Genomic DNA, 22378 nt, shown 5'->3' with positions numbered 1-22378 from the left:
ATCCAACAAGAATTTCCTGTCAGATCTTTTAATGTATAATTAATTTCTAATCTAATGCATTTACATACAGTGCATATATTTTTCAACGATTTCCATAATCTTATCTACTTTGCCTAGAATTCTATCATTTAAGCCGTTGTCTTCATAAAGTTTTAAATTCTTAGCAACAGAATCGATTGTTCCTTGTGGGAAAATTCCATTTTTCTCGAAAATGTCTCTCTTCTCCAATAGGCAATCGGCACTTTCCCAACAACAAGTTGGTAATTGTTCCAATTTCTCTAATTTTTCTTTGTAATGTGGAGCGAAAATATCAACATCAGCATACAATTCTTCAGCTTTTTGCAAGCTGTTTTCCATTTGCAATCCATGCTGTCCTGCAACAATCAAACCTGCCATCAATTGATAAATATCTGCGGATCCATCAGGAACTCTAAATTCGAATGTCTGTTTGCTTGAGAAATCTCTTGGATCAGCATCCTGTTGTGGATTCACATCTTTAATCATATCAGTTGCGCCAACCCATCCAAGAGGAACACGTACCAATACCGATCTGTTTCTATCTCCCCAACATACATAAGTAGGAGCTTCTTGATGAGGAACCAATCTTAAATAAGAAGTTGGAATAGTGTTACCAAATGCAGTTAATGCACCCGAAAGATCCATGATACCAGCAATCATTTTCTTCGCAGTATCGCTTAATTGGCCATTTTCAATACAGATGTTTTTACCATCTTTTTCAACCAACATGTGAATATGAAGACCACTACCTGCTTTACCTACGGTAATTTTAGGAGCCCAGCTTACCAAAGCACCTTCTCTAGCAGCAAGCATTCTAACAATCCATTTCCCAATTAGTAATTGTTCTACTGCATCTTCAGCTTCTACAGGCAAGAATTCAATTTCATGTTGCTCATACCCCTCTTCACCTGCTGTAAAGCTTCCTACCTCAGAGTGACCATATTTGATCTTACCACCACACTGAGCAATTAATACCATTGCTTCACGACGCAAGTTTTCCCATTTTGTAAATGGTTGTGAGCTGTGATATCCTTTTTGATCAACATCAGGGTAGAGTGTATGGTTTGCACTTTTAATATAGTACTCTAACTCACCCATTGCCTTAAATTTAAGACCTGTGGTTTTCTCAAACTCTCTGTTAGCCTTTTTAAGAATGTACTCAGGAGCACTTTCAAGAGGTTTTCCTTCTGCAGTGTAGAAAGAACAAAGAATATCCAAGCTTGGAACTTCAGAGAAAGGATTAACAAATGCAGTTTTAAATCTTGGAATTACATATAAATCACTTGATCCTGCCCCAATATATGAGAACAAGCTTGATCCATCAACACGTTCACCTGTTGATAAAATGCTATCAAGGTGATCTAAACCAGTTATAATAAAGTTTAATGTTTTTAATTTTCCATCCTCAGCAACATAGCGGAAGTTGATCATTTTAATATCATTCTCCACTACATATTCAATCAAATCTTCCTTTGTAAACTCCGAACTTGGTTTTTTAAGAAACTGAACAAGTTTGTTAGGATCTAATCTATAATCTTCCCTAGTCATAATACCGCGTTTTATAAATATTTGTTGTTGTGTTTTAGTTCTTGTGATAAAAATAGATCTGAACTCATTTATTTTCCAAAAAGTTTTGCGTTTTTAGAATGATGATTGAAAATCTATCAAACTGTCAATAAAATAAGGCGTTTAGAGAGGTTTTATCCTTTTTGTGAAGCACAAAAAAAGCTGTTTTGCAACAGCTTTTCGAAACCGTTTTCGACGGTCAATTTTTTATTTTTTTCAATTACCCCCTTTTCAAAGGTGATCCTAACTAAAAATCAGCATTATTTATTCAATGAATCCTCTTTTTTGTTGAGGTAGCATTTAAAAGAATATATTTTGATTTTTTAAATGCCCTATTTTTAATCAACCTATGCTCAAAACGTCATTTTTATCATCTTAGGGGTATAGTTTTTGTGAAAATTGCCATGAATTTTAATGCAATTTTAGATTCAACCCCCTTATTTCAACTTTTAAATATTTCATTGCAATTTAATACTGTTAAATAATAGTTAGAATTGTATCGAAAAATGAAATCCTTCAGGCATAGTAACTAATCTAAATCCTTTTCTATGTCTCACAAAACACAAATCTCCATCGGTATAATAAATTCCTCCATGAACTTTAACCCTTTGACAATCATTGGGTAGGTGAGAGAAGTAAACTGTTCTTGGTGGCTCTACATAAATAAAGCCAAACTCAGGATAGTATCTGTAATAACATCCATTGGTATAGTAATAATCACCACTGTGATGATGAATTACTCTAGGTTCACAAGAAAATCTCCAAATTACTTGACCATATTTTGAGTGATTGTAACAACTGTGTCCATGTTTATTGTAGTAGTACTTGTGTCTATGATATTGCCCATGATGTTTATGGTGATATCCATGATGAGCTCTATAATGATCTCCATGATAGGATCTATGTTCTACATGCCCATGTTTATGGTGTTTGTGATGCTTATGTCCCTTGTATTTTTTGTGTGAATAATGATCGTGTTTACGGTTATGTGATTTCTTATTATTGTATTTGTGATCATGTCTTTGTGACCTGCGATCATCTTTATAGTTGTAACTGCTTCGCTTAGATCGATCTCTATTATGGTTTTCATGAAAAGACTTGTTCCTTTTTCTTTCTTCGTAACGACTAGCCTCTTCGTTGTATGATCTTCTTTGAGCAAATGAACTGGTTGTATATGCGGTAAGTGTTGAAACCAATACTACATTGGCAAGCAACTTGAAATATTTTGTCGTTTTCATAGTTTTGGTATTTAATGGTGAAAGCCATTCTGCTCTCCGTTGAGTGGCAGTAGCAAACTGTAATAAGTTTGCAAATGTTTCTGGCAAAATATCGTCATCCTTTGGTAGGGATGAATCCGTAAAGTAAATAACCGGTATACTTTAACTAGATCTTTGCAAAGCTTGTGCCAAAAAATACAAAAGTGCCAAATAGCTATGTATTTGGCACTTTTGTATATGTGGTGTTTTCAATTTTTTAGACTATTGCATTATCTGTTTTTACTTTTAGACTGGCCTTATCGGTAAAGCTTCTTTTTTTAGGGCGGATTAAAACTCTTAAGGATTGATCGGAGGTGAAATAATTCCAAACCCAATTGATAAGAATAAAGAAACGATTCTTCACGCCAACAATTGCCATAAGGTGTACAAACAACCACAACACCCAGGCAAAGAATCCTTGCATTTTCATTCCAGGAAGATCAGCTACTGCTAAGTTTTTACCAATGGTAGCCATCGATCCTCTGTCCATATAATGGAATGCTTTCATCTCTTTGTTCAGCAGTAATCTTTTAAAATTCTTGGCCAGATTTCCAGCTTGCTGTAAACCTACTTGAGCAACCTGAGGATGTCCATTTTCAAATTTACCTTCGGTTTGGTACGCAAGATCTCCAATAGCAAATACATTATCTAATCCTACTATTTTATTGTATTGATCTACCTGAAGTCTTCCTGCGCGGACACTCGCATTTTCACTGATTCCTTTAATCGGCCTTGCTGCAACACCAGCTGCCCAAACCATGGTGTATGATTTAAACTCTTCATCATCATCCAAACGAATGGTTAAACCATCGTAATCAGCAACCCTAGCATTGGTTCTAACAATTACGCCAAGTTTTTCGAGGAATTTTTGAGCTTTAACTGATGCTTTTTCCGACATACCATTTAATAGTTTATCCGAAGCCTCGAACAAGTACACATTCATAAGGCTAAAATCAAGCTCAGGATAATCTTTCGGAAGAATTTCAGATTTCATTTCGGCCAAAGCTCCGGCCAACTCAACACCTGTTGGTCCACCTCCTACAAGTACAATGTTCATGTAATTGGCTGCTTTTTCCGGATCTGATTCATTCAAGGCCTTTTCGTAATTTCTCAAAATTGAGTTTCGAAGAAAAATGGCTTCCGAAACAGATTTCATTGGAATGGAAAACTCTTCGATATTTTTATTTCCAAAGTAATTCGTGCTCACACCGGTTGCCAATACCAGGTAATCGTATTTCAATTTTCCCAAACTGGTATAGATTTCATTTTCCTCTGAATTTACTTCCAATAAGTCAGCCATTCGGAAATGGACATTACTTTTCTTTTGGAATATCTTGCGCAAAGGAAATGATATAGAACTTGGCTCAAGTCCCGAAGTTGCTACCTGATAAAATAGGGGTTGAAATTGGTGAAAGTTATTTCGATCAATAAGTACTACCTGATATTTTGTATTGGCTAATTGTCTTGCAAGTTTTAAACCTGCAAATCCTCCGCCAATAATTACTACTCTGGTTTTCCCATTCTCGGGAATGTGTTTTATGGTATCCATTTTTGTATTTGAATTAAGAAAATTCGCCATTTTATCGGCCTCCTTTTTAGCTATCCGGATTAAAGACTCTTTTATCTTTTACAAATTAAAGAATTAATTCTTTATTATCCTAGGGCACCAATTCACACAACCGTTTTCATCGAAAAGTTTTATGAGCTGATAGATGATATAAATTGCTTGGATAAGATATAAAACACAACAAATCCGAAATGCCAGGCAGGTATTTCGGATCTGATTTTATGATTTTACTGTGATTAATCTTCTTTCTTAGCGGCAACAACAGACATTTCTACCAATAATTCAGGACGAGCCATTCGAGCCTCAACGCAAGCACGAGCTGGTTGGTATCCATCTTCTACCCAGGCATCCCAAACTTCGTTCATGGCTGCGAAATCTTTCATGTCACGCACATATATGGTTACAGAAAGGATATGCTTCTTGTCAGAACCAGCTTTTTCCAATAACTCCTCTACTTTTTCAAGAGTAGTTACCGTTTGCTCTTTGATATCTTTGGTAGCGTCCTTAGCAGTTTGTCCACACAAATAAATGGTGTTGCCGTGCTCTACAATACGGCTCATTCTTGGAGTTGAATCGATTCTTTTGATACTCATTTTGATTAATGTTTAAGTTATTTTGTGGGGCGAAGATATAAAAAAAGGAGAAAGGTAAAAGGATCAAGTTTAAAGGAAGTTGTATAAAAAAAATGCCGCTCCAAATGGAACGGCATTTTGTATATCTTGAGACGATCTCAATTATTTCATACTAGCAATACGCTCTTCCAAAACTTTGATTTTGGCTTCAGCATCTGCCATTTTCTTTTTCTCCATTTCAACCACTTTGGCAGGAGCATTGTTTACGAAGCGTTCGTTGCTCATTTTCTTCTGAACAGAAGCAAGGAATCCTTGAGTATATTTCAACTCTTCCTCCATTTTTTTTAATTCTTCTTCAACGTCAACCAAATCTCCAAGAGGGATGAAATACTCAACAGCTTTTACAATGAATGACATTGCTCCAGCCATTTCTCCGTTGGCAGCAGAAATTTCGCTTAGGTTACACATCTTAGCAATTACAGTATCAAAAGAAGAATCGTAATTGCCTTCTTTCACCATATAGTTCATTGCCAATTCATCTTTAAATGCAATGTTTTTTTGCTTGCGGATGTTACGAACTGCAACAATAACTTCCTTCACCTGTTCAAATTTCTCCAACAATGCAGCATCGTAAGCTTCAGGTTTAGGCATTACAGAAATCATGATGCTATCCTCTTCAGTTCTTTCAGCCAATAACTGGTAGATTTCTTCAGTTAAGAATGGCATGAATGGGTGCAACAACTGCATCAACTTTTCGAACAAGCCAACTGTAGCTTCGTAAGTTTTCTTGTCGATTGGCTGCTGATATCCTGGTTTCACCATTTCAAGGTACCATGATGAGAACTCATCGCGGAACAATGTGTAAACAGTCATCAATGCCTCGCTGATACGGTATTGCTTGAACTGCTCATCCAGTGTTTCCATGGTTTTGTTCAAACGTGCATGGAACACTTCCGTTGCAATTCTTGCTGATTCAGGCTGCTCAATGTCTGCAACTTCCCAACCTTTCACCAAACGGAATGCGTTCCAGATCTTTGTTGTAAAGTTACGTCCCTGCTCAGGCAAGTTCTCGTCAAACAACAAGTCACCACCTGCAGGCGAACAAAGCAACATCCCTACACGAACACCATCAGCACCATACTTGGCAATCAAATCCAATGGATCTGGTGAGTTTCCTAACGACTTAGACATCTTACGACGTTGGCTATCACGAACGATACCTGTTAGGTAAACATTGCTGAATGGCTTTTCGCCGATATATTCATAACCCGCAATCACCATACGTGCAATCCAGAAGAATAGAATATCCGGACCAGACACAAGGTCATTGGTTGGGTAATAGTATTTAATTTCTTCGTTGCCTGGCTTGCGAATACCATCGAAAACCGAAATTGGCCACAACCATGAAGAGAACCATGTATCCAATACATCTTCATCCTGACGCAAGTCTTCAGCTTTGTATTCTTTACCTGTTTTCGCTTTTGCTTCTTCAATAGCTTCCTCAACAGTTTTGGCAACTACATATCCGCCTTCAGGCAAATAGTATACAGGAATTCTTTGTCCCCACCACAACTGACGAGAAATACACCAGTCTTTCACATTCTCCATCCAGTGACGGTAAGTGTTTTTAAATTTGGCAGGATGTAATTGAATGTCATCATTCATTACATGCTCCAATGCTGGTGCCGAAAGTTCTTTCATTTTCAAGAACCACTGCATACTTAGCTTAGGCTCGATTACTGCATCGGTTCTCTCTGAGAAACCAACTTTGTTCACGTAATCTTCCATTTTTACCAGGTTACCGGCAGCTTCCAAATCAGGAATAATCAAATCACGAACTTCGAAACGATCTTTACCAATGTACATTTGAGCAGCTTCGCTCATGGTACCATTGTCGTTAAAGATATCGATAGACTCCAAGTTGTGACGATCGCCAATTTCGTAGTCATTCAAATCGTGAGCTGGTGTAATTTTTAATGCACCAGTACCGAATTCCATATCTACATATTCATCTTGAATGATAGGTACAGAACGATTTACCAAAGGAACAATTACACGCTTGCCTTTTAGGTGAGTAAAAAGTTCATCGTTTGGATTCACACAAACCGCAGTATCACCTAAAATGGTTTCCGGACGAGTGGTAGCAATGGTTACATACTCATCTTCCGTTCCTTCAATTTTATATCTTAAATAGTAAAGCTTTGACTGTAGCTCTTTGTAGATTACCTCTTCGTCAGATACAGCAGTTTGCGCCGCAGGATCCCAGTTTACCATACGAACACCACGGTAAATCTTATCTTTCTTATACAAATCAATGAATACATCAATTACTGATTCATATAAAGATTCATCCATAGTAAAAGCAGTACGCTCCCAATCACATGAAGCACCTAATTTTTTTAATTGCTCCAAAATGATTCCACCGTGCTTTTCTTTCCACTCCCAGGCGTGTTTCATGAACTCATCGCGAGTGATATCTGCTTTGGCAATACCTTCCTGCTTTAGTTTATTTACAACTTTAGCTTCGGTAGCAATTGATGCGTGGTCGGTTCCTGGTACCCAACAGACATTTTTACCCTGCAATCTGGCTCTGCGGACCAATACATCTTGAATTGTATTGTTTAGCATATGCCCCATGTGTAACACACCGGTGACGTTTGGTGGCGGAATTACAATTGTATACGCCTCTCTCTCGTCTGGTACTGAGTGGAAGAATCCTTTATCCATCCAATACTTATACCATTTGTCCTCCGATTCTGCAGGATTGTACTTAGTTGGGATTTCCATTTGTTTAACTATAATTTAATAATTCTATATTTTCAAAAAAATTTGGGTCAAAATTAAGAAATTCTATGGGATATTACTTCACTGAATGACAATAAAATGAGGGAAATAGTAAATAAGAGTCCGCAATCGTTTTATCATTAAAACCAATTGTCTGCTTCTTCCTAGCGGTCAGTTTTTTAAAGCAATGTTGAAAAGCATTAAAAATCATTTTTTTTACCTGCTTTTTTATATACTTTTGGCAAACTAAGTTTCTAAGTACTTAGAGTATTTATGAGTACTTAAAGTTAAAAATGATCGAAAAGGAATCCATCTTTATATTGGATTATACAACTTTAAGTACTTTAGGCATTTTAAGTAATTTAGGCACTTGTTAACAAATTAAATCAAACACTTAAACATATTTATAACAAATGCCACAGATATCAGATAAAGGAAGATTGATGCCTGAATCACCAATTCGTAAATTGGTTCCTTTTGCAGAAGGCGCAAAAGCTAAAGGCCGAACAGTTTATCACTTGAACATTGGTCAGCCTGATATTAAAACTCCGGAAGTTGCAATGGATGCAATCAGAAATTGTACGGAGAAAGTTATTGAGTATTCTCACTCTGCAGGTAATGTATCTTACCGTAAAAAGTTGGCTAAAATGTACCAAAATATTGGTATTGATGTTAACGAAGAAGAGATGTTGATTACAACTGGTGGATCAGAAGCAATTACTTTTGCATTGATGACTTGTTTGAATCCAGGTGATGAAGTTTTGATTCCAGAGCCATTCTATGCTAACTACAATGGTTTTGCAATTTCGGCTGGTGTTAAGGTTGTACCTATTACTTCAAGCATCGAGAATGATTTTGCTTTGCCTTCAATCGAAGAGTTTGAAAAATTGATGACTCCAAAAACAAAGGCAATTGTAATTTGTAATCCTAACAACCCAACTGGTTACCTGTATTCTAAAGAGGAATTGAACCAGTTGCGTGAGTTGATTTTGAAGCACGATTTGTTCTTATTCTCTGATGAGGTTTACCGTGAATTTTGTTATGGTGGCGAAGAACACTTCTCAGCTATGAACCTTGAAGGATTAGAGCAAAACGTAGTAATGATGGATTCGGTATCGAAGCGTTACTCGGAATGTGGTGTTCGTATTGGTGCTATGATTACCAAAAACAAAGAGGTAATCAATACTGCATTGAAATTCGCTCAAGCTCGCTTGTGTCCTCCAGCATTTGGTCAGATTGCAGCTGAAGCTTCTTTGGATACTCCACAGGAATATTTTACTGAAGTGTATGATGAGTACATTGCTCGTCGCGATTTTATGGTTGCTGCCCTAAATGAAATGGAAGGTGTTTATTGCCCAATTCCTAAAGGTGCGTTTTACACAGTAGTAAAACTTCCGATTGATGATGCTGATAAATTTGCGCAGTGGATTTTGGAAGAGTTCGAATACAAAAACCAAACAGTAATGGTTGCTCCAGCTACTGGTTTTTATGCAACTCCAGGTTTAGGTAAAAACGAGGTTCGTATTGCATATGTATTAAAGAAAGAAGATCTTGCAAATGCAATGGAAACTTTAGCAGAAGCATTAAAGGTTTACCCTGGAAGAACTTTGTAAAAGTTACTTTATAATATAAAAAAAACGGCTCTCAATTTGGGAGCCGTTTTTTATTGGTATATTCTCTTAGAATAACTTTAGCATTCGAACTTCTTCAGCAGTTAAGAATCTCCATTTTCCTCTTGGTATATTTTTCTTGGTAATTCCTGCAAAGAAAACACGATCAAGTTTCTCTACCGTATATCCTAAATGTTCAAAAATTCTACGGACGATTCTGTTTTTTCCAGAGTGAATTTCAATTCCAACTTGTTTTTTGTCTTTAGGGTCGGCGAAACTAATGGCATCTGATTTTATGAAACCATCTTCCAACTCCAAACCTTTATCAATCATGTCAAGTTCCTCTTGTGAAATTTCACGATCTAGGAATACATGATAGATTTTCTTCTTGTTGTAGCTCGGGTGTGTCAATCGTTTGGTAAGATCACCATCATTCGTAAATAACAACACCCCGGTTGTCATTCGATCTAACCTCCCAACAGGATAAACCCTTTCATCGCACGCATTTTTAATCAAGTCGATAACTGTTTTTCTCCCCATTGGATCATCCAAAGTTGTTACAAAATCCTTTGGTTTGTTTAAAACGAGATAAACTTTTGACTCTGGCTGAAGTAAAACTCCATCCATGCAAACTTTATCTTTAAGATTCACTTTGGTTCCAACTTCAGTTACAACTTCACCGTTTACTGTAACGCGACCTTCTGCTATTCTGGAATCAGCTTCGCGTCTTGAACACTCTCCAGAATTGGCAATGAATTTATTCAATCTCAAGATGCCATCTTTAGGACCCATCATTCGGGCATGTTCAAGCTGCTTTTTCTTGCTGTAGTGTCTTTTTTGCAAAGATTCTTTATCAGGACCATTTTTATCAAAACGTTTTTTTGATTTAAAAGGTCTTTTTTGATCCGATTGCTTAGAAAATCGCTTCTTTTTCTCTGGATTTTCAGAAAAATCTTTTCTTTCTTCTCTGCTTTTAGAATCTTTTCTAAAACCGGATTTTGATTCCTCTGATTTGTTTCCACTATATTTTTTTGATCGGTAGTTTGTCTTTCCTCTTCTAGGCTTACCGTAAGTCTTTTCTTCCATTTTCTGACAGTATGATCAATGTTTTGAACTTGCAAAGGTATTAATTATCAAAGAATATATTTGAGTAACATTTCAAAAAGTTCATTTTGATTGTAAAATATACCTGATAGATTTTTTACATTTGTACATTCGAAAATGAATTCATTGTTATTTCGACAATAAATTTGTGTGTGTGACTGTAAACATTTAACAAAAATTAAAAAATGGCATTAATTAAATCAATTTCCGGGATACGCGGAACAATTGGAGGAAAAGTAGGCGAAGGTCTTAGTCCTTTAGATGTGGTGAAGTTTTCGGCTGCATATGGAACTTGGGCAATCAGAAGACATGATGGCAAAAAAATTAAAGTGGTTGTAGGTCGCGACGCTCGAATTTCAGGTGAAATGGTAGATAAGCTTGTAGTTGGTACATTAATTGGCTTAGGGATTGATGTTGTGGAAATCGGTTTGGCATCTACGCCAACAACCGAATTTGCTGTAACAGAAGAAAAAGCTGATGGAGGTATCATTTTAACTGCAAGTCACAATCCAAAACAATGGAACGCTCTTAAATTATTGAATGAAAAAGGTGAATTCCTTAATGATGAGGATGGAAAGTTAGTGCTAAGTATTGCTGAGCAAGAAGATTTTCTTTTCGCAGATGTTGATGATTTAGGAAGCATTACTAATGTAGAAGATTATACTCAAAAGCATATCAACCATGTTCTGTCTTTGAATTTGGTAGATGTGGAAGCCATTAAAAAAGCGAATTTCTCAGTAGCTGTTGATGCTGTTAATTCGGTAGGTGGTATTGCAATTCCTGGTATGCTTCGTGCATTGGGAGTTGAAAATGTAGTAGAATTATACTGCGAACCAAATGGTCACTTCCCACACAATCCGGAACCACTTCCTGAAAACTTAACTGCTATTGCAGATGTAATGAAAGAAGGTAAAGCTGATTTGGGTTTTGTTGTCGATCCAGATGTTGACAGACTTGCTATTGTTAACGAAGATGGAAGTATGTTTGGTGAAGAGTACACACTTGTGGCTTGTGCTGACTACGTGCTAGCAAATACTCCAGGAAATACGGTTTCAAATCTGTCTTCTACACGAGCTCTTAGAGATGTTACAGAAAAGCACAATGGATCATACGAAGCCTCAGCTGTAGGTGAAGTAAATGTTGTGACTAAAATGAAAGCCAACAATGCTGTAATTGGTGGTGAAGGAAATGGTGGAATTATTTACCCTGCCAGTCATTATGGTCGCGATGCTTTGGTTGGTGTAGGTTTATTTTTGAGCCATCTTGCAAAAACAGGAATGAAAGCTTCAGAATTGAGAGCTTCTTATCCAAACTATTTTATTTCTAAGAACAAGATTGAATTGACTCCGGAAATTGATGTTGATGCGGTTCTTTTAGCGATGAAAGAGAAATATCAACACGAACAAGTGAATGATATTGATGGTGTGAAGATTGATTTTGCAAATGAATGGGTTCATCTAAGAAAATCTAATACCGAACCAATAATTCGAATTTATTCGGAAAGTGAGAATGAGGAAACTGCAAATCAATTGGCGGAAAAAATCATTTCAGAGATTAAAGAGATCATTAAATAGTAAAGTCTCATATATTTTAAGTAAAGTGCATTGATGTTAATCAATGCACTTTTTTTATTTATAACAGAAAAAATTCCGTAATCGTTTGCGTGTTGTGAATTCTGACTGTAGACTTACAATTTTCATTAATATCAATGAACCAAAAATAAAAAAAAGGCTCTTCAATTTATGCTGAAATTACCGATAATACTAGAAGACCCGATTATCGTTTATTCTTGAAACCTGCTGTATGGGTGTTTTTACCCAATTTTAAAATCTCTAAATATGTGATAAGTTCGATATTTGTTGAGGATTTTTTATATATTTAGAAATAGCTGTTGGAAAGCAGTTGTTTTTATACTTGCAAATATGGCAATGTACTTATATTTGTTCTCAGAATAGAGAAAAAATTCTACATTAAGCTAGAAAGATAATTAATAAATCAATGAATATTGCTTACACAATTTACTGCGTAGACGAATATTATTCTAAGGTAAATTGTAAAGCGCCTTACTAAAAACTTACTGATATGAAAATTACCGTAGTTGGTGCAGGTAACGTGGGGGCAACCTGTGCAAATTGTATCGCTCAGAAAGAGTTGGCAAACGAAGTTGTTGTTGTTGATATTAAAGAAGGATTGGCAGAAGGTAAAGCATTAGATATGTGGCAAACTGCTCCTATTAACTATTACGACACAAGAGTTAAAGGTGTAACTAATGACTATACTGCAACTGCAGGATCTGAAGTTGTTGTAATTACTTCTGGTCTTCCTCGTAAACCGGGTATGAGTCGTGATGACTTAATCGCTACTAACGCTGGTATTGTAAAATCAGTTACTGAAAATGTAATTGCTCACTCTCCTGATGCAATTATCATTATCGTATCAAATCCACTTGATGTAATGACTTATGCAGCATTCTTAACTGCTAAGAAGGCATCGAACAAAGTGTTTGGTATGGCTGGTGTGTTGGATACAGCTCGTTACCGTGCTTTCCTTGCTGAAGAACTAGATGTTAATCCAAAGGATATTCAAGCATTGTTGATGGGTGGACACGGTGATACTATGGTACCACTTCCACGTTACACAACTGTTGCAGGTATTCCAGTTACAGAGTTGATCGAAGAAGAAAAATTGAACGCAATTATCGAAAGAACTAAATTCGGTGGTGGTGAGCTTGTAAACCTAATGGGTACTTCTGCTTGGTATGCTCCAGGTGCTGCTGCTGCTCAAATGGTTGAAGCTATCGTTCGTGATCAGAAAAGAATTTTCCCAGTTTGTGCATTGTTGAATGGCGAATACGGAATGAAAGATATTTACCTAGGAGTACCTGTTAAATTGGGTAAAAACGGTATCGAAGAAATTATTGAAGTTAAATTGAATGAAGACGAAATGGCGTTGTTGAAAGATTCAGCAGAGGCTGTTAAGTCTGTAATGAAAGTTTTAGATGAAATGAACATTATGGCCTAATCGGTTCATTTTATTAAAGGGAAGAGGTCGTCTCATTTATGAGATGACCTTTTTTTGTCAAATTACCAAACGGTCTTTACCAAATGGATACTCTTTTATTCAATAATCCATTTGTCGATTAACTCTCTCTCACTTTTGTTCAGTAATCATGTGGTAAAATAGCTTTCCTTTTGGTATATTTGCTATCCTTTGCAGAAATTGAAGAACATGATAGAGATACCGATAGAGATTGTAGAATTGGAAGAGAATAGTTTTCATCTGCTGATTGAGTGTGAAATTAACTCAGGTCAGAAAGGTGAAATGGTGATCGATACCGGTGCTTCTAAAACGGTACTTGACAAGAATTTTGTTGATGACTATCAAAAAGCTGTTCAAGAAGAATCTGAGATAAAATCAAGAGGATTAGGTGAGGGAAGTATAGAAACGGAGATGGCTAAAATCGATCGTTTTCAGATTGGTACTCTTTGTATAAATGACTTTTTTTGTGCCTTGATTGACCTGTCGGGAATTAATGAAATGTACCGCCAATATTGCAATCGAGAGATTTGTGGATTGCTGGGTAGTGACTTCCTTTTAAAGTATAATGGAATTATTGATTACAGAAGGAGAGTTTTGCAATTAAACAAAGAGTAAGTATGCAGGATTTACAAAGGACTGAAAATCCATAAAATGCTAGTAATTATTGAACAAAGGAATTAGAAAAAAATTAATATATTTGTGCGTTAATTTGCGGTTGAAAATATAAAATACCACATAAAGTAAGAATTTATTTAAACCTAAACACATGCGAAATAAAGGAGCGATTCGTCTACTCGCTATTGTCTTTGCGTTAGTGAGTTTGTATCAATTGACTTTTACTTACGTAACGAAAAAAGTTGAAAAGGAAGCTCGAGAGTTTGGAGCTGGCGACATTAAGAAAGAACAAAACTACCTTGACTCTATCAGAGGAGAAGGGGTTTACAATTTCTTATGGTTGAAGAATTACACTTACAAAGAGTGTAAGGAGTTGGAAATGAACTTAGGGCTTGATCTTAAGGGAGGTATGAACGTTACAATGGAGGTTTCTGTTGTTGATATCATCAAAGCGATGGCCAACAACACAAAAGATGAAACCTTTAATGCTGCAATAGCTCAGGCTAAAAAAATGCAGAAAAACAGTGGTAAGGGATTCGTTGAATTGTTCGGCGAAGCTTTCGAACAAATCGATCCTAACGCTCAGTTATCATCTCCTGATATCTTCGGTACCCTTGAGATGAAAGACAAGATTCCTTTTGGAGCTTCAAATGCAGAGGTGTTAAAGGTGATCAAGAAAGAAACTGACGGCGCGATAGATAATACTTACAATATTCTTCGTTCTCGTATTGACCGTTTTGGTGTTGCTCAGCCAAATATCCAAAAAGCTGATGTGTCAGGTCGTATCATCATCGAATTGCCAGGTATTAAAGATGCTGCTCGTGTACGTAAGCTTCTTCAAGGAACTGCAAGTCTTGAGTTCTGGGAAACTTACAGTGCTCCTGAAGTAATACAGTACTTAAATGCAGCGAATACAAAACTTGCAGAAATTAACAATGCAGGTGATGTTGAAGAAGAAGCTGCTACCGAAGAGGTAAAAGAAGAAGCAAAAGATGAAGACGTTGCTCTTTTAGATAAAATTGAAGAAGAAGGTGCTCAAGATTCATTGGCTACATCGCAAGATGCAAAAGCAATGGCTAAGATGTATCCATTATTCTCAATCTTAAACCCAACTCAACAAGGTGGATCTTCAAAAGCAGTTGTGGGTATGGCTCACATTAAGGATACTGCGGAAGTAAATCAAGTATTGGCAATGCCTGCTATCAAATCAGTATTGCCTCGTAATTTGAAATTCTTCTGGGGAGTTAAGCCTATTGATGAGGCAGGTAATGTATTCGAATTATTTGCTATTAAAGTAACAAGCCGCGATGGAAAAGCTCCATTAGATGGTGATGCAGTTACTTCAGCACGTGAGCAAGTTGACCAAAATACTGCAGAGTATGAAGTGTCGATGAGTATGAGTGGTGAAGGTGCTAAAATATGGGCTCGTTTAACCAAAGATAATGTGAACCGTGCAATTGCAATTGTATTGGACGGATATGTATATTCAGCACCAAATGTATTAGGTGAAATTAAAGGTGGTCAGTCAAGTATTAGCGGTAACTTTACAGTTGCTGAAGCAAAAGACTTGGCAAACATTTTGAAGTCAGGTAAACTTCCTGCTCCAGCTCATATTATTGCTGACGAAGTTGTTGGTCCATCTCTTGGTAAAGAGTCCATCCAAAAAGGTATGTACTCGTTTATCATTGCTTTCGTGTTGGTATTGGTTTACATGTTCTTCTTCTATAGTAGAGGTGCTGGTTTAGCAGCTAACATCGCATTGATTACGAACTTGTTCTTCATCTTCGGTGTGTTGGCTTCATTGGGAGCTGTTCTTACTTTACCAGGTATTGCGGGTATCGTATTAACAATCGGTATGTCGGTTGATGCGAACGTACTGATCTATGAGCGTATTCAGGAAGAGTTGAAAGCAGGTAAAGGATTAGGCCTTGCAATCTCTGATGGTTACAAGAATGCTTACTCTGCAATTATCGATGGTAACATCACTACCTTATTAACTGGTATCATTCTTTACTTATTCGGTGAAGGTCCAATTAAAGGTTTCGCAACTACATTGGTAATCGGTATCTTCTCATCATTGTTTGCTGCAATCTTTATTACAAGATTAATTTTTGAAGCGCAAACAGCTCGTAACCGTAATGTAACTTTTGCAACTAAATTTACCGATAACTGGTTGAGAAATGCTGCTGTTACTTTCCTACAAAAGAGAAAAGTATTCTACGTAATTTCTGGTGCTGCTATTGTATTAAGTGTTGCATCTCTTTCTACAAAAGGTTTGAACCAAGGTATCGACTTCAAAGGAGGTAGAACTTATGTTGTAGCATTCGATCAGGCTGTAGGTGTTGAAGACGTAGCTAAATCATTGGAGACTGTATATGGTCACGCTCCAGAAGTAAAAACTTTTGGTGGTGCTAACCAGGTTAAGATTTCTACCAAATATAAGATTGAAGAATCAGGAACAGAAGTTGATGATGAAGTAGAAAATCTACTTTATGAAGGTTTGAAACCATACTTGGCTGATGGAACAAGCAAGGTTGATTTCTTGGAAAACAACCGTAAAATGTCTCAGAAAGTAGGTCCTACTATTGCTGATGATATTCGTACTTCTGCATTGTGGTCTATCTTAGGTGCATTGATCGTGATCTTCCTATACATCATGGTTCGTTTCTCGAACTGGCAGTATGGTTTAGGTGCAGTTGCTGCATTGGCTCACGACTCCATTATCGTATTAGGTATCTTCTCTGTTGGATATGGTTTATTGCCATTCTCATTAGAGATCGACCAGGCATTTATTGCAGCAATCCTTACGGTAGTTGGTTACTCTATTAACGATACCGTGGTAGTATTCGACCGTATTCGTGAGTACTTGGGATTATATCCTAAGCGCGATCGCGAAGAGGTAGTAAACAAAGCATTGAACAGTACATTGCGTCGTACATTTAGTACTTCACTTTCTACTTTCGTTGTATTGTTGGCAATCTTTATTTTCGGTGGTACTTCAATCCAAGGATTTACATTTGCATTGTTAGTTGGTGTATTAGTTGGTACTTACTCATCGCTATTCATTGCATCTCCTATTGCTTACGACACAAGCTTACGTGTTCAGAAAGTAGTAGACAAAAGAAAGAAATAATTGAACTTTCAATAAATTTCATCCCCCGGCCTTTTGGTTCGGGGGATTTTTGTTTTAGGAAGGGTCACACTCGCACGATGGGGAAGTGCTTCCGCACGCGAAAAAATGGTTTCTGCACGCTGGGTTACATTTTCCGAATATCAAGGTATCTCTTCCGAACGCTCATTTTTTTCTTCCGCACGGGAAGGTAATCCTTCAGAACACAAAGGTGGTCTTTCCGCAGGCAGGGAAAGTTGTTCCGCACACAAATTTTGTTGTTCCGCACATAATTTTGGTTCTCACGCACATAGAAAGTAATGCTAAAAATTTGTTCGGAAATATTCATTTTGCATACGGAACTATGCACTTGGCGAACGCAGGTAGAAGAATTGTGTTCGCAAGTTCTGATTGTTGTAACGGAACAGTAGCAATTTGTGTGCGGAAAGACTTGCTGTATGCATGGAACCTATTTGGAGGCCAAAGGAACTTTTTAATGAAGTATAGTAACAACGATAGCTCACATGAAAAGCTTGGATGCATTAGAACTTGTAAACAGTTCTGGATAAAAATCACAGGAGGGTTATTAATACTTTATCTCGAAATAAGATTTTCGCATACAAGTATCAACAACTATCGTATTAATTTGAAATTTCTTGGGTATATTTGTGAAAAATATTCATCAGATGGAAAGCATACTTTTATTTATTAGTGGAGCGGAAATTGTTATTGTTCTGGTTGTTATTCTTCTACTTTTTGGATCGAAAAAAATTCCTGAATTGGCACAAGGCTTAGGGAAAGGAATGAAAGAGTTTAAACGAGCAGCCGATGATATCAAAAAGGAAATAAAAGATGAAACCGATATTCTTGATGATATCAAGGATTTTAAGGATGATATCAATAAAAAGCTTTAAACAGGCAAATGCCTTTCTTATCCTTTCTGGATAAATTTTATCATATCAATGGACTATATCTATTTATTACTAGGATTTGTAATCCTATTGTATAGTGGTGATCTGCTTGTAAAAGGTGGAGTTGCTCTTGCATCGCATTTTAAGGTTTCAACCTTGGTGGTTGGAGTTACGGTTGTATCTTTTGGTACATCGGCTCCTGAACTCTTTGTGAGTTTAGACGCAGCTCTTACCGGTAGTCCTGATATTTCTATAGGGAATGTTGTTGGATCGAATATCTCCAATATAGCCTTAGTACTAGGTTTTACGGCTATTTTATTGCCGTTACCCGTTCGTAGCAATTCCATAAAATACGATTGGCCGGTTATGATGGGAGCATCGCTTCTGTTCTATATTTTTGCCCTAAATGGTAAGCTTCAAACCATAGAAGGAATTTTATTTGTTGTATTGTTGATTTCCTTTATGGTATGGACCATTTGGAATTCGAGAAGAGAAAACAGAAATCTATCAGAAGAGGCAAAACCTGCAAAACAATCTATTCCAGTTGCTTTATTATTAATTGCAGCCTCATCGCTCGGCTTGTATTTCGGAGCCAACCTTTTAGTGGGAAGTGCCAAAAGTATCGCTATTGATTTTGGGGTAAGTGAACGTGTAATTGGATTGACCATTGTTGCTTTTGGAACGTCGGTACCGGAATTGGCAACTTCGGCTGTTGCAGCCTATAAAAAGGAGATGGATATTTCGATTGGGAATATTATTGGATCAAATATCTTTAATATTCTAGGCGTATTAGGCGTAACATCCATTATTAAGAACATTCGAGTAAGTGCTGAAATTATTTCATTCGATGCTTTGTATATGCTTGCAGTATCGGTGCTGTTGTTTTTACTGATTTTGCCTTTGAAAAAAGGAAAACTGCACAGATGGAAGGGTGTTTTATTGCTTTCATCTTACCTATTTTATGTATATTTGGTTTTCATGAAATAAGCATGATTAGACTAATTAGGAAACACACAAACAATAATTATTTTGATCTTGCAACTTCCTCCCGATAGTTATCGGGATGACAATTAAAAGAAAATTATAAACAGATGAAATAATTGATGAGTATGATTAGTGCAGAACAAATCAAAAAGAGTTTTGGCGAAGTAAATGTTCTTAAGGGGGTTGATCTTACTATTGGAAAAGGAGAGATTGTTTCGGTGGTGGGAGCCAGCGGTGCAGGAAAAACCACTCTGCTTCAGATTCTGGGTACTCTTGATCGTCCTGACAGTGGAGCCATTGTTTACGATGGAACCAATGTGGCTACATTAAATGAAAAGGATTTGTCTGCATTTCGCAATTCCAATATTGGATTTGTTTTTCAGTTTCATCATTTATTGCCTGAGTTTACTGCCCTGGAAAATGTTTGTATTCCTGCATACATTGCCAAAAAATCGAAGGCGGAAGCTACAGAAAGAGCCAAGGAGCTTTTGGAAATGCTGAACCTGGGACACCGAATGGACCACAAGCCTTCAGAATTATCGGGAGGAGAGAAGCAAAGGGTTGCAGTTGCCAGAGCATTAATAAACGATCCTTTGGTGATTCTTGCCGATGAACCTTCAGGAAACCTTGATTCCAAAACAAGACAGGAATTGCATGAACTGTTTTTTACGCTAAGAGATAAATTCAATCAGACTTTTGTAATTGTAACACACGATTTGGAGTTGGCTGAAATATCTGATCGAAAAATTGTGATCTCCGATGGACTGATTGAAAAATAAGCAGTATGAATTTTGCTGAATTAAAAGATTTTCTGGAAGAAAAGTATGATCTCTATAACAGAGAATCTTTCATCGAATCGGATCCCATATTAATACCAAAACAATTTTCTCAAAAAGAAGATATTGAAATTGCAGGATTCCTAAGTGCCAGTATTGCATGGGGACAAAGACCTACCATTATACGCAATGCAAAGCGATTGATGGAGTTCATGAACCAACAGCCTTACGAGTTTCTGATGAATTCAACAGAAGCAGATCTGGACGTATTCAGAGAGTTTAAGCACAGAACCTTTAATGGTGATGATTGCATCTTCTTTATCAAATCGCTAAAAAATATCTACCAGAATCACGATGGACTCGAAAGTGTTTTTACCAAAGGTTATAAAAAGGGTGGTGATGTAAAATCGGCAATTGCCTATTTTAGAGAAGTGTTTTTTGAACCAGAACATTTGGCCCGAACTCAAAAACACATTTCGAATGTACTGAAGAAGTCATCTGCAAAACGAATTAATATGTATTTGCGTTGGATGGTGCGTAATGATGAACGCGATGTAGATTTTGGTTTGTGGAAAGGAATTGAATCCAAGGATTTATTTTTACCATTGGATGTTCATACCGGAAATGTTGGGAGAAAACTGGGTTTATTAACTCGCAAGCAAAGCGATTGGCCTGCGGTGGAAGAAATAACAAAAAGTCTTCGCTCCTTTGATCCCAATGATCCTGTAAAATATGATTATGCGCTTTTCGGATTGGGAATATTCGAGAAATTTTGATTCTTACATTGCCTATTCACTCATTTGATCATTACTCAATTAGAAAGAAACATGCCTAATAATTATTTCAAATTCAAACAATTTACAATACATCAAGATGGTTCTGCGATGAAGGTGGGAACAGATGGTGTGCTATTGGGGGCATGGACTAATGTGGAAAAATCAAAACGAATACTTGATATTGGAACAGGAACTGGTCTGATCGCTATCATGTTGGCACAAAGAACCCATTCTGAGGTTAGAATTGATGCCATTGAAATTGATGATTCGGCCTATCAACAAGCCATGGAGAATATCAATGCTTGTCCTTGGACCAATAGAATTTGTGGTGTTCACGAATCCTTCCAGGAATTTTGTACTCGAAGCGAAGAAAAGTACGATGCCATTGTGAGCAATCCACCCTATTTTATGAATGGCTTGGATGCAAAAGAGGAATCACGAACCAAAGCCAGAAATGCGGATCACTTGCCATTTGAGGAATTGTTGGAGGGTGCCAAAAAGCTTTTAAATACTGAAGGAACTTTTTCGGTGGTTTTGCCCATCGAAGAAGGAAACTACTTCATGAGGTTAGCGAAACTGACAGGATTTTCTTTGAAAAGAAAGTGTCATGTGTTGCCCAATCCGGGAAAGCCAGCAAAAAGGTATTTGCTTGAATTTTCCTTGGTCGAAAGCAATACCTTAGAGGAAGAGCTTGTTGTTGAAAATGGACAAAGACATGTATACTCTCCGCAGTATATTGATCTGACAAAAGAATTCTATTTAAAGTTTTAATTTCAACTGGTATATAAAACGCAATTTTTGTGTAGTATTGTAAAGACAGCATTAATGCTGTCTATAGCGACTATTCCTTTCTTCAACAATTATTCTATAAACTTACTCGTCTGCAAGAGTAAAATTCACCCACCATTCTTCCAGTTCGTATTTGTTTTGGTAAGCGCCTACTTTTAACTCATCCAGATTTTTTTGAATTACCTCCTTGCTACTCATCGCTGAATAGTATTGTTTATTGGCTATGTTTATGCTATTTATACCAATGCTAATTTCTTTGGCTTCTTCATTATCAGGATATAACACTTTCGTTGGAATCTGTACATGGTAGCTAAACAGGATCTGATTGACAGTTTTTAATTGAACTTTAACTTTCTCTTCTTTTACAGTAGTGGAGGTCAAAACACTCTCATTGATTCTTGTGTCAATCAGCTCGTAATTTTGAAATCGATCAATTAATTCTTCCTGAAATTCTACTCTGGTGAATCTTTCCAGGTAGGATTTAAATTGTTTGTCGGTATAAGGTATTTCTGCGGGCATAGGATAATTAATGGCATAAACCCTTTTCGATTTGCCATTCGGATCAATCCAAAGACTTAATCCTAAATTGTATATTTTTTTAAGCGTTCCCGGGGAGTTGGTTTCAAGAAAAATATCAATAAACTCATTGTTGTTGAAAATCTTAACTGAAATCTGATCTGCAGACTGATAATACAACGCCTCCTTTTCAGAGAATTTGTTGGTTTGAGTATTCGTTTGTGTATTCCAGTAAGCAGTAAATGGTTTAGATCCTGCACAGGCTTGTAATAGTATTGCTATAAAAATCAATAATGTATTTCTCTTGATCATATCAGATGATTAAACTTGAATGCTAACAAAACTAAGTTTTAGTATCGAAATTATCATCATTCTTAGAAATAAAA

The 22378-nt window shown here is 36.8% G+C and carries 17 protein-coding genes; 10 read left to right on the top strand and 7 right to left on the bottom strand.

Annotation, left to right across the window (positions count from 1 at the left end; translation table 11 throughout):
- Nucleotides 1-60: 60 nt before the first annotated feature.
- The 5 genes from M0051_RS11345 to M0051_RS11325 all read right to left on the bottom strand — a co-directional run bounded on the left by M0051_RS11345 (nucleotide 61) and on the right by M0051_RS11325 (nucleotide 7766).
- Complete coding sequence (locus M0051_RS11345) at nucleotides 61-1566, bottom strand: glutamine synthetase family protein (RefSeq protein ID WP_306741649.1); 1506 nt, start codon at nucleotides 1564-1566, stop codon at nucleotides 61-63.
- Nucleotides 1567-2072: 506 nt separating this feature from the next.
- Complete coding sequence (locus M0051_RS11340) at nucleotides 2073-2822, bottom strand: hypothetical protein (RefSeq protein WP_306741648.1); 750 nt, start codon at nucleotides 2820-2822, stop codon at nucleotides 2073-2075.
- Nucleotides 2823-3057: 235 nt separating this feature from the next.
- Entirely contained in the window at nucleotides 3058-4419 is a 1362-nt protein-coding gene (locus tag M0051_RS11335) for an NAD(P)/FAD-dependent oxidoreductase (RefSeq protein WP_306741647.1), read from the bottom strand.
- A gap of 224 nt (nucleotides 4420-4643) precedes the next feature.
- A complete protein-coding gene (locus tag M0051_RS11330; protein ID WP_306741646.1) occupies nucleotides 4644-5000 on the bottom strand; it encodes a RidA family protein in 357 nt (118 codons plus the stop codon).
- Nucleotides 5001-5141: 141 nt separating this feature from the next.
- Nucleotides 5142-7766, bottom strand: coding sequence for a valine--tRNA ligase (locus M0051_RS11325; RefSeq protein WP_306741645.1), 2625 nt, complete (start codon nucleotides 7764-7766; stop codon nucleotides 5142-5144).
- Between the two features lie 410 nt (nucleotides 7767-8176).
- Between M0051_RS11325 and M0051_RS11320 the strand changes: the two genes are divergently transcribed.
- Entirely contained in the window at nucleotides 8177-9376 is a 1200-nt protein-coding gene (locus tag M0051_RS11320) for a pyridoxal phosphate-dependent aminotransferase (RefSeq protein WP_306741644.1), read from the top strand.
- A gap of 66 nt (nucleotides 9377-9442) precedes the next feature.
- Here M0051_RS11320 and M0051_RS11315 read toward each other — a convergent pair whose 3' ends face one another.
- Nucleotides 9443-10459 (bottom strand): pseudouridine synthase, encoded by a 1017-nt coding sequence (locus M0051_RS11315; RefSeq protein ID WP_306741643.1) that lies wholly within the window; start codon nucleotides 10457-10459, stop codon nucleotides 9443-9445.
- A gap of 203 nt (nucleotides 10460-10662) precedes the next feature.
- Between M0051_RS11315 and glmM the strand changes: the two genes are divergently transcribed.
- The 9 genes from glmM to M0051_RS11270 all read left to right on the top strand — a co-directional run bounded on the left by glmM (nucleotide 10663) and on the right by M0051_RS11270 (nucleotide 21458).
- Entirely contained in the window at nucleotides 10663-12051 is a 1389-nt protein-coding gene (gene glmM / locus M0051_RS11310) for a phosphoglucosamine mutase (protein WP_306741642.1), read from the top strand.
- A 508-nt stretch (nucleotides 12052-12559) separates the two neighbouring features.
- Nucleotides 12560-13498: a malate dehydrogenase gene (mdh, locus tag M0051_RS11305; RefSeq protein WP_306741641.1), complete on the top strand. Its 939-nt coding sequence runs from the start codon at nucleotides 12560-12562 to the stop codon at nucleotides 13496-13498.
- 207 nt (nucleotides 13499-13705) lie between these two features.
- Nucleotides 13706-14131: a retropepsin-like aspartic protease gene (locus M0051_RS11300; protein WP_306741640.1), complete on the top strand. Its 426-nt coding sequence runs from the start codon at nucleotides 13706-13708 to the stop codon at nucleotides 14129-14131.
- 151 nt (nucleotides 14132-14282) lie between these two features.
- Nucleotides 14283-17264 (top strand): protein translocase subunit SecDF, encoded by a 2982-nt coding sequence (secDF, locus tag M0051_RS11295; RefSeq protein WP_306741639.1) that lies wholly within the window; start codon nucleotides 14283-14285, stop codon nucleotides 17262-17264.
- Nucleotides 17265-17926: 662 nt separating this feature from the next.
- A complete protein-coding gene (tatA, locus tag M0051_RS11290) occupies nucleotides 17927-18154 on the top strand; it encodes a twin-arginine translocase TatA/TatE family subunit (protein ID WP_306741638.1) in 228 nt (75 codons plus the stop codon).
- Nucleotides 18155-18202: 48 nt separating this feature from the next.
- Nucleotides 18203-19138 (top strand): calcium/sodium antiporter, encoded by a 936-nt coding sequence (locus M0051_RS11285; RefSeq protein ID WP_306741637.1) that lies wholly within the window; start codon nucleotides 18203-18205, stop codon nucleotides 19136-19138.
- 122 nt (nucleotides 19139-19260) lie between these two features.
- The gene (locus tag M0051_RS11280) at nucleotides 19261-19914 is read left to right on the top strand and encodes an ABC transporter ATP-binding protein (RefSeq protein WP_373568316.1); all 654 of its coding nucleotides are present in this window, start codon (nucleotides 19261-19263) and stop codon (nucleotides 19912-19914) included.
- A gap of 5 nt (nucleotides 19915-19919) precedes the next feature.
- On the top strand, nucleotides 19920-20687 hold the full coding sequence (locus M0051_RS11275; protein WP_306741635.1) for a TIGR02757 family protein: 768 nt from the start codon (nucleotides 19920-19922) through the stop codon (nucleotides 20685-20687).
- Nucleotides 20688-20738: 51 nt separating this feature from the next.
- On the top strand, nucleotides 20739-21458 hold the full coding sequence (locus tag M0051_RS11270) for a tRNA1(Val) (adenine(37)-N6)-methyltransferase (protein WP_306741634.1): 720 nt from the start codon (nucleotides 20739-20741) through the stop codon (nucleotides 21456-21458).
- Between the two features lie 102 nt (nucleotides 21459-21560).
- On the opposite strand, the gene M0051_RS11265 is transcribed toward M0051_RS11270, so the two are convergent.
- The gene (locus tag M0051_RS11265; RefSeq protein WP_306741633.1) at nucleotides 21561-22304 is read right to left on the bottom strand and encodes a hypothetical protein; all 744 of its coding nucleotides are present in this window, start codon (nucleotides 22302-22304) and stop codon (nucleotides 21561-21563) included.
- Between the last annotated feature and the right edge of the window lie 74 nt (nucleotides 22305-22378).

This window comes from Marinifilum sp. D714 (genome assembly GCF_030851345.1).
Taxonomy (GTDB): Bacteria; Bacteroidota; Bacteroidia; order Bacteroidales; family Marinifilaceae; genus Marinifilum.
The sequence above is the reverse complement of the archived record's forward strand: the minus strand, read 5'-3'. Positions and strand labels throughout refer to the sequence as shown.

Coding starts and splice junctions, on each gene's coding strand:
- M0051_RS11345 (WP_306741649.1), bottom strand. CDS start 1,566: ATGACTAGGGAAGATTATAGATTAGATCCTAACAAACTTGTTCAGTTT.
- M0051_RS11340 (WP_306741648.1), bottom strand. CDS start 2,822: ATGAAAACGACAAAATATTTCAAGTTGCTTGCCAATGTAGTATTGGTT.
- M0051_RS11335 (WP_306741647.1), bottom strand. CDS start 4,419: ATGGCGAATTTTCTTAATTCAAATACAAAAATGGATACCATAAAACAC.
- M0051_RS11330 (WP_306741646.1), bottom strand. CDS start 5,000: ATGAGTATCAAAAGAATCGATTCAACTCCAAGAATGAGCCGTATTGTA.
- M0051_RS11325 (WP_306741645.1), bottom strand. CDS start 7,766: ATGGAAATCCCAACTAAGTACAATCCTGCAGAATCGGAGGACAAATGG.
- M0051_RS11320 (WP_306741644.1), top strand. CDS start 8,177: ATGCCACAGATATCAGATAAAGGAAGATTGATGCCTGAATCACCAATT.
- M0051_RS11315 (WP_306741643.1), bottom strand. CDS start 10,459: ATGGAAGAAAAGACTTACGGTAAGCCTAGAAGAGGAAAGACAAACTAC.
- glmM (WP_306741642.1), top strand. CDS start 10,663: ATGGCATTAATTAAATCAATTTCCGGGATACGCGGAACAATTGGAGGA.
- mdh (WP_306741641.1), top strand. CDS start 12,560: ATGAAAATTACCGTAGTTGGTGCAGGTAACGTGGGGGCAACCTGTGCA.
- M0051_RS11300 (WP_306741640.1), top strand. CDS start 13,706: ATGATAGAGATACCGATAGAGATTGTAGAATTGGAAGAGAATAGTTTT.
- secDF (WP_306741639.1), top strand. CDS start 14,283: ATGCGAAATAAAGGAGCGATTCGTCTACTCGCTATTGTCTTTGCGTTA.
- tatA (WP_306741638.1), top strand. CDS start 17,927: ATGGAAAGCATACTTTTATTTATTAGTGGAGCGGAAATTGTTATTGTT.
- M0051_RS11285 (WP_306741637.1), top strand. CDS start 18,203: ATGGACTATATCTATTTATTACTAGGATTTGTAATCCTATTGTATAGT.
- M0051_RS11280 (WP_373568316.1), top strand. CDS start 19,261: ATGATTAGTGCAGAACAAATCAAAAAGAGTTTTGGCGAAGTAAATGTT.
- M0051_RS11275 (WP_306741635.1), top strand. CDS start 19,920: ATGAATTTTGCTGAATTAAAAGATTTTCTGGAAGAAAAGTATGATCTC.
- M0051_RS11270 (WP_306741634.1), top strand. CDS start 20,739: ATGCCTAATAATTATTTCAAATTCAAACAATTTACAATACATCAAGAT.
- M0051_RS11265 (WP_306741633.1), bottom strand. CDS start 22,304: ATGATCAAGAGAAATACATTATTGATTTTTATAGCAATACTATTACAA.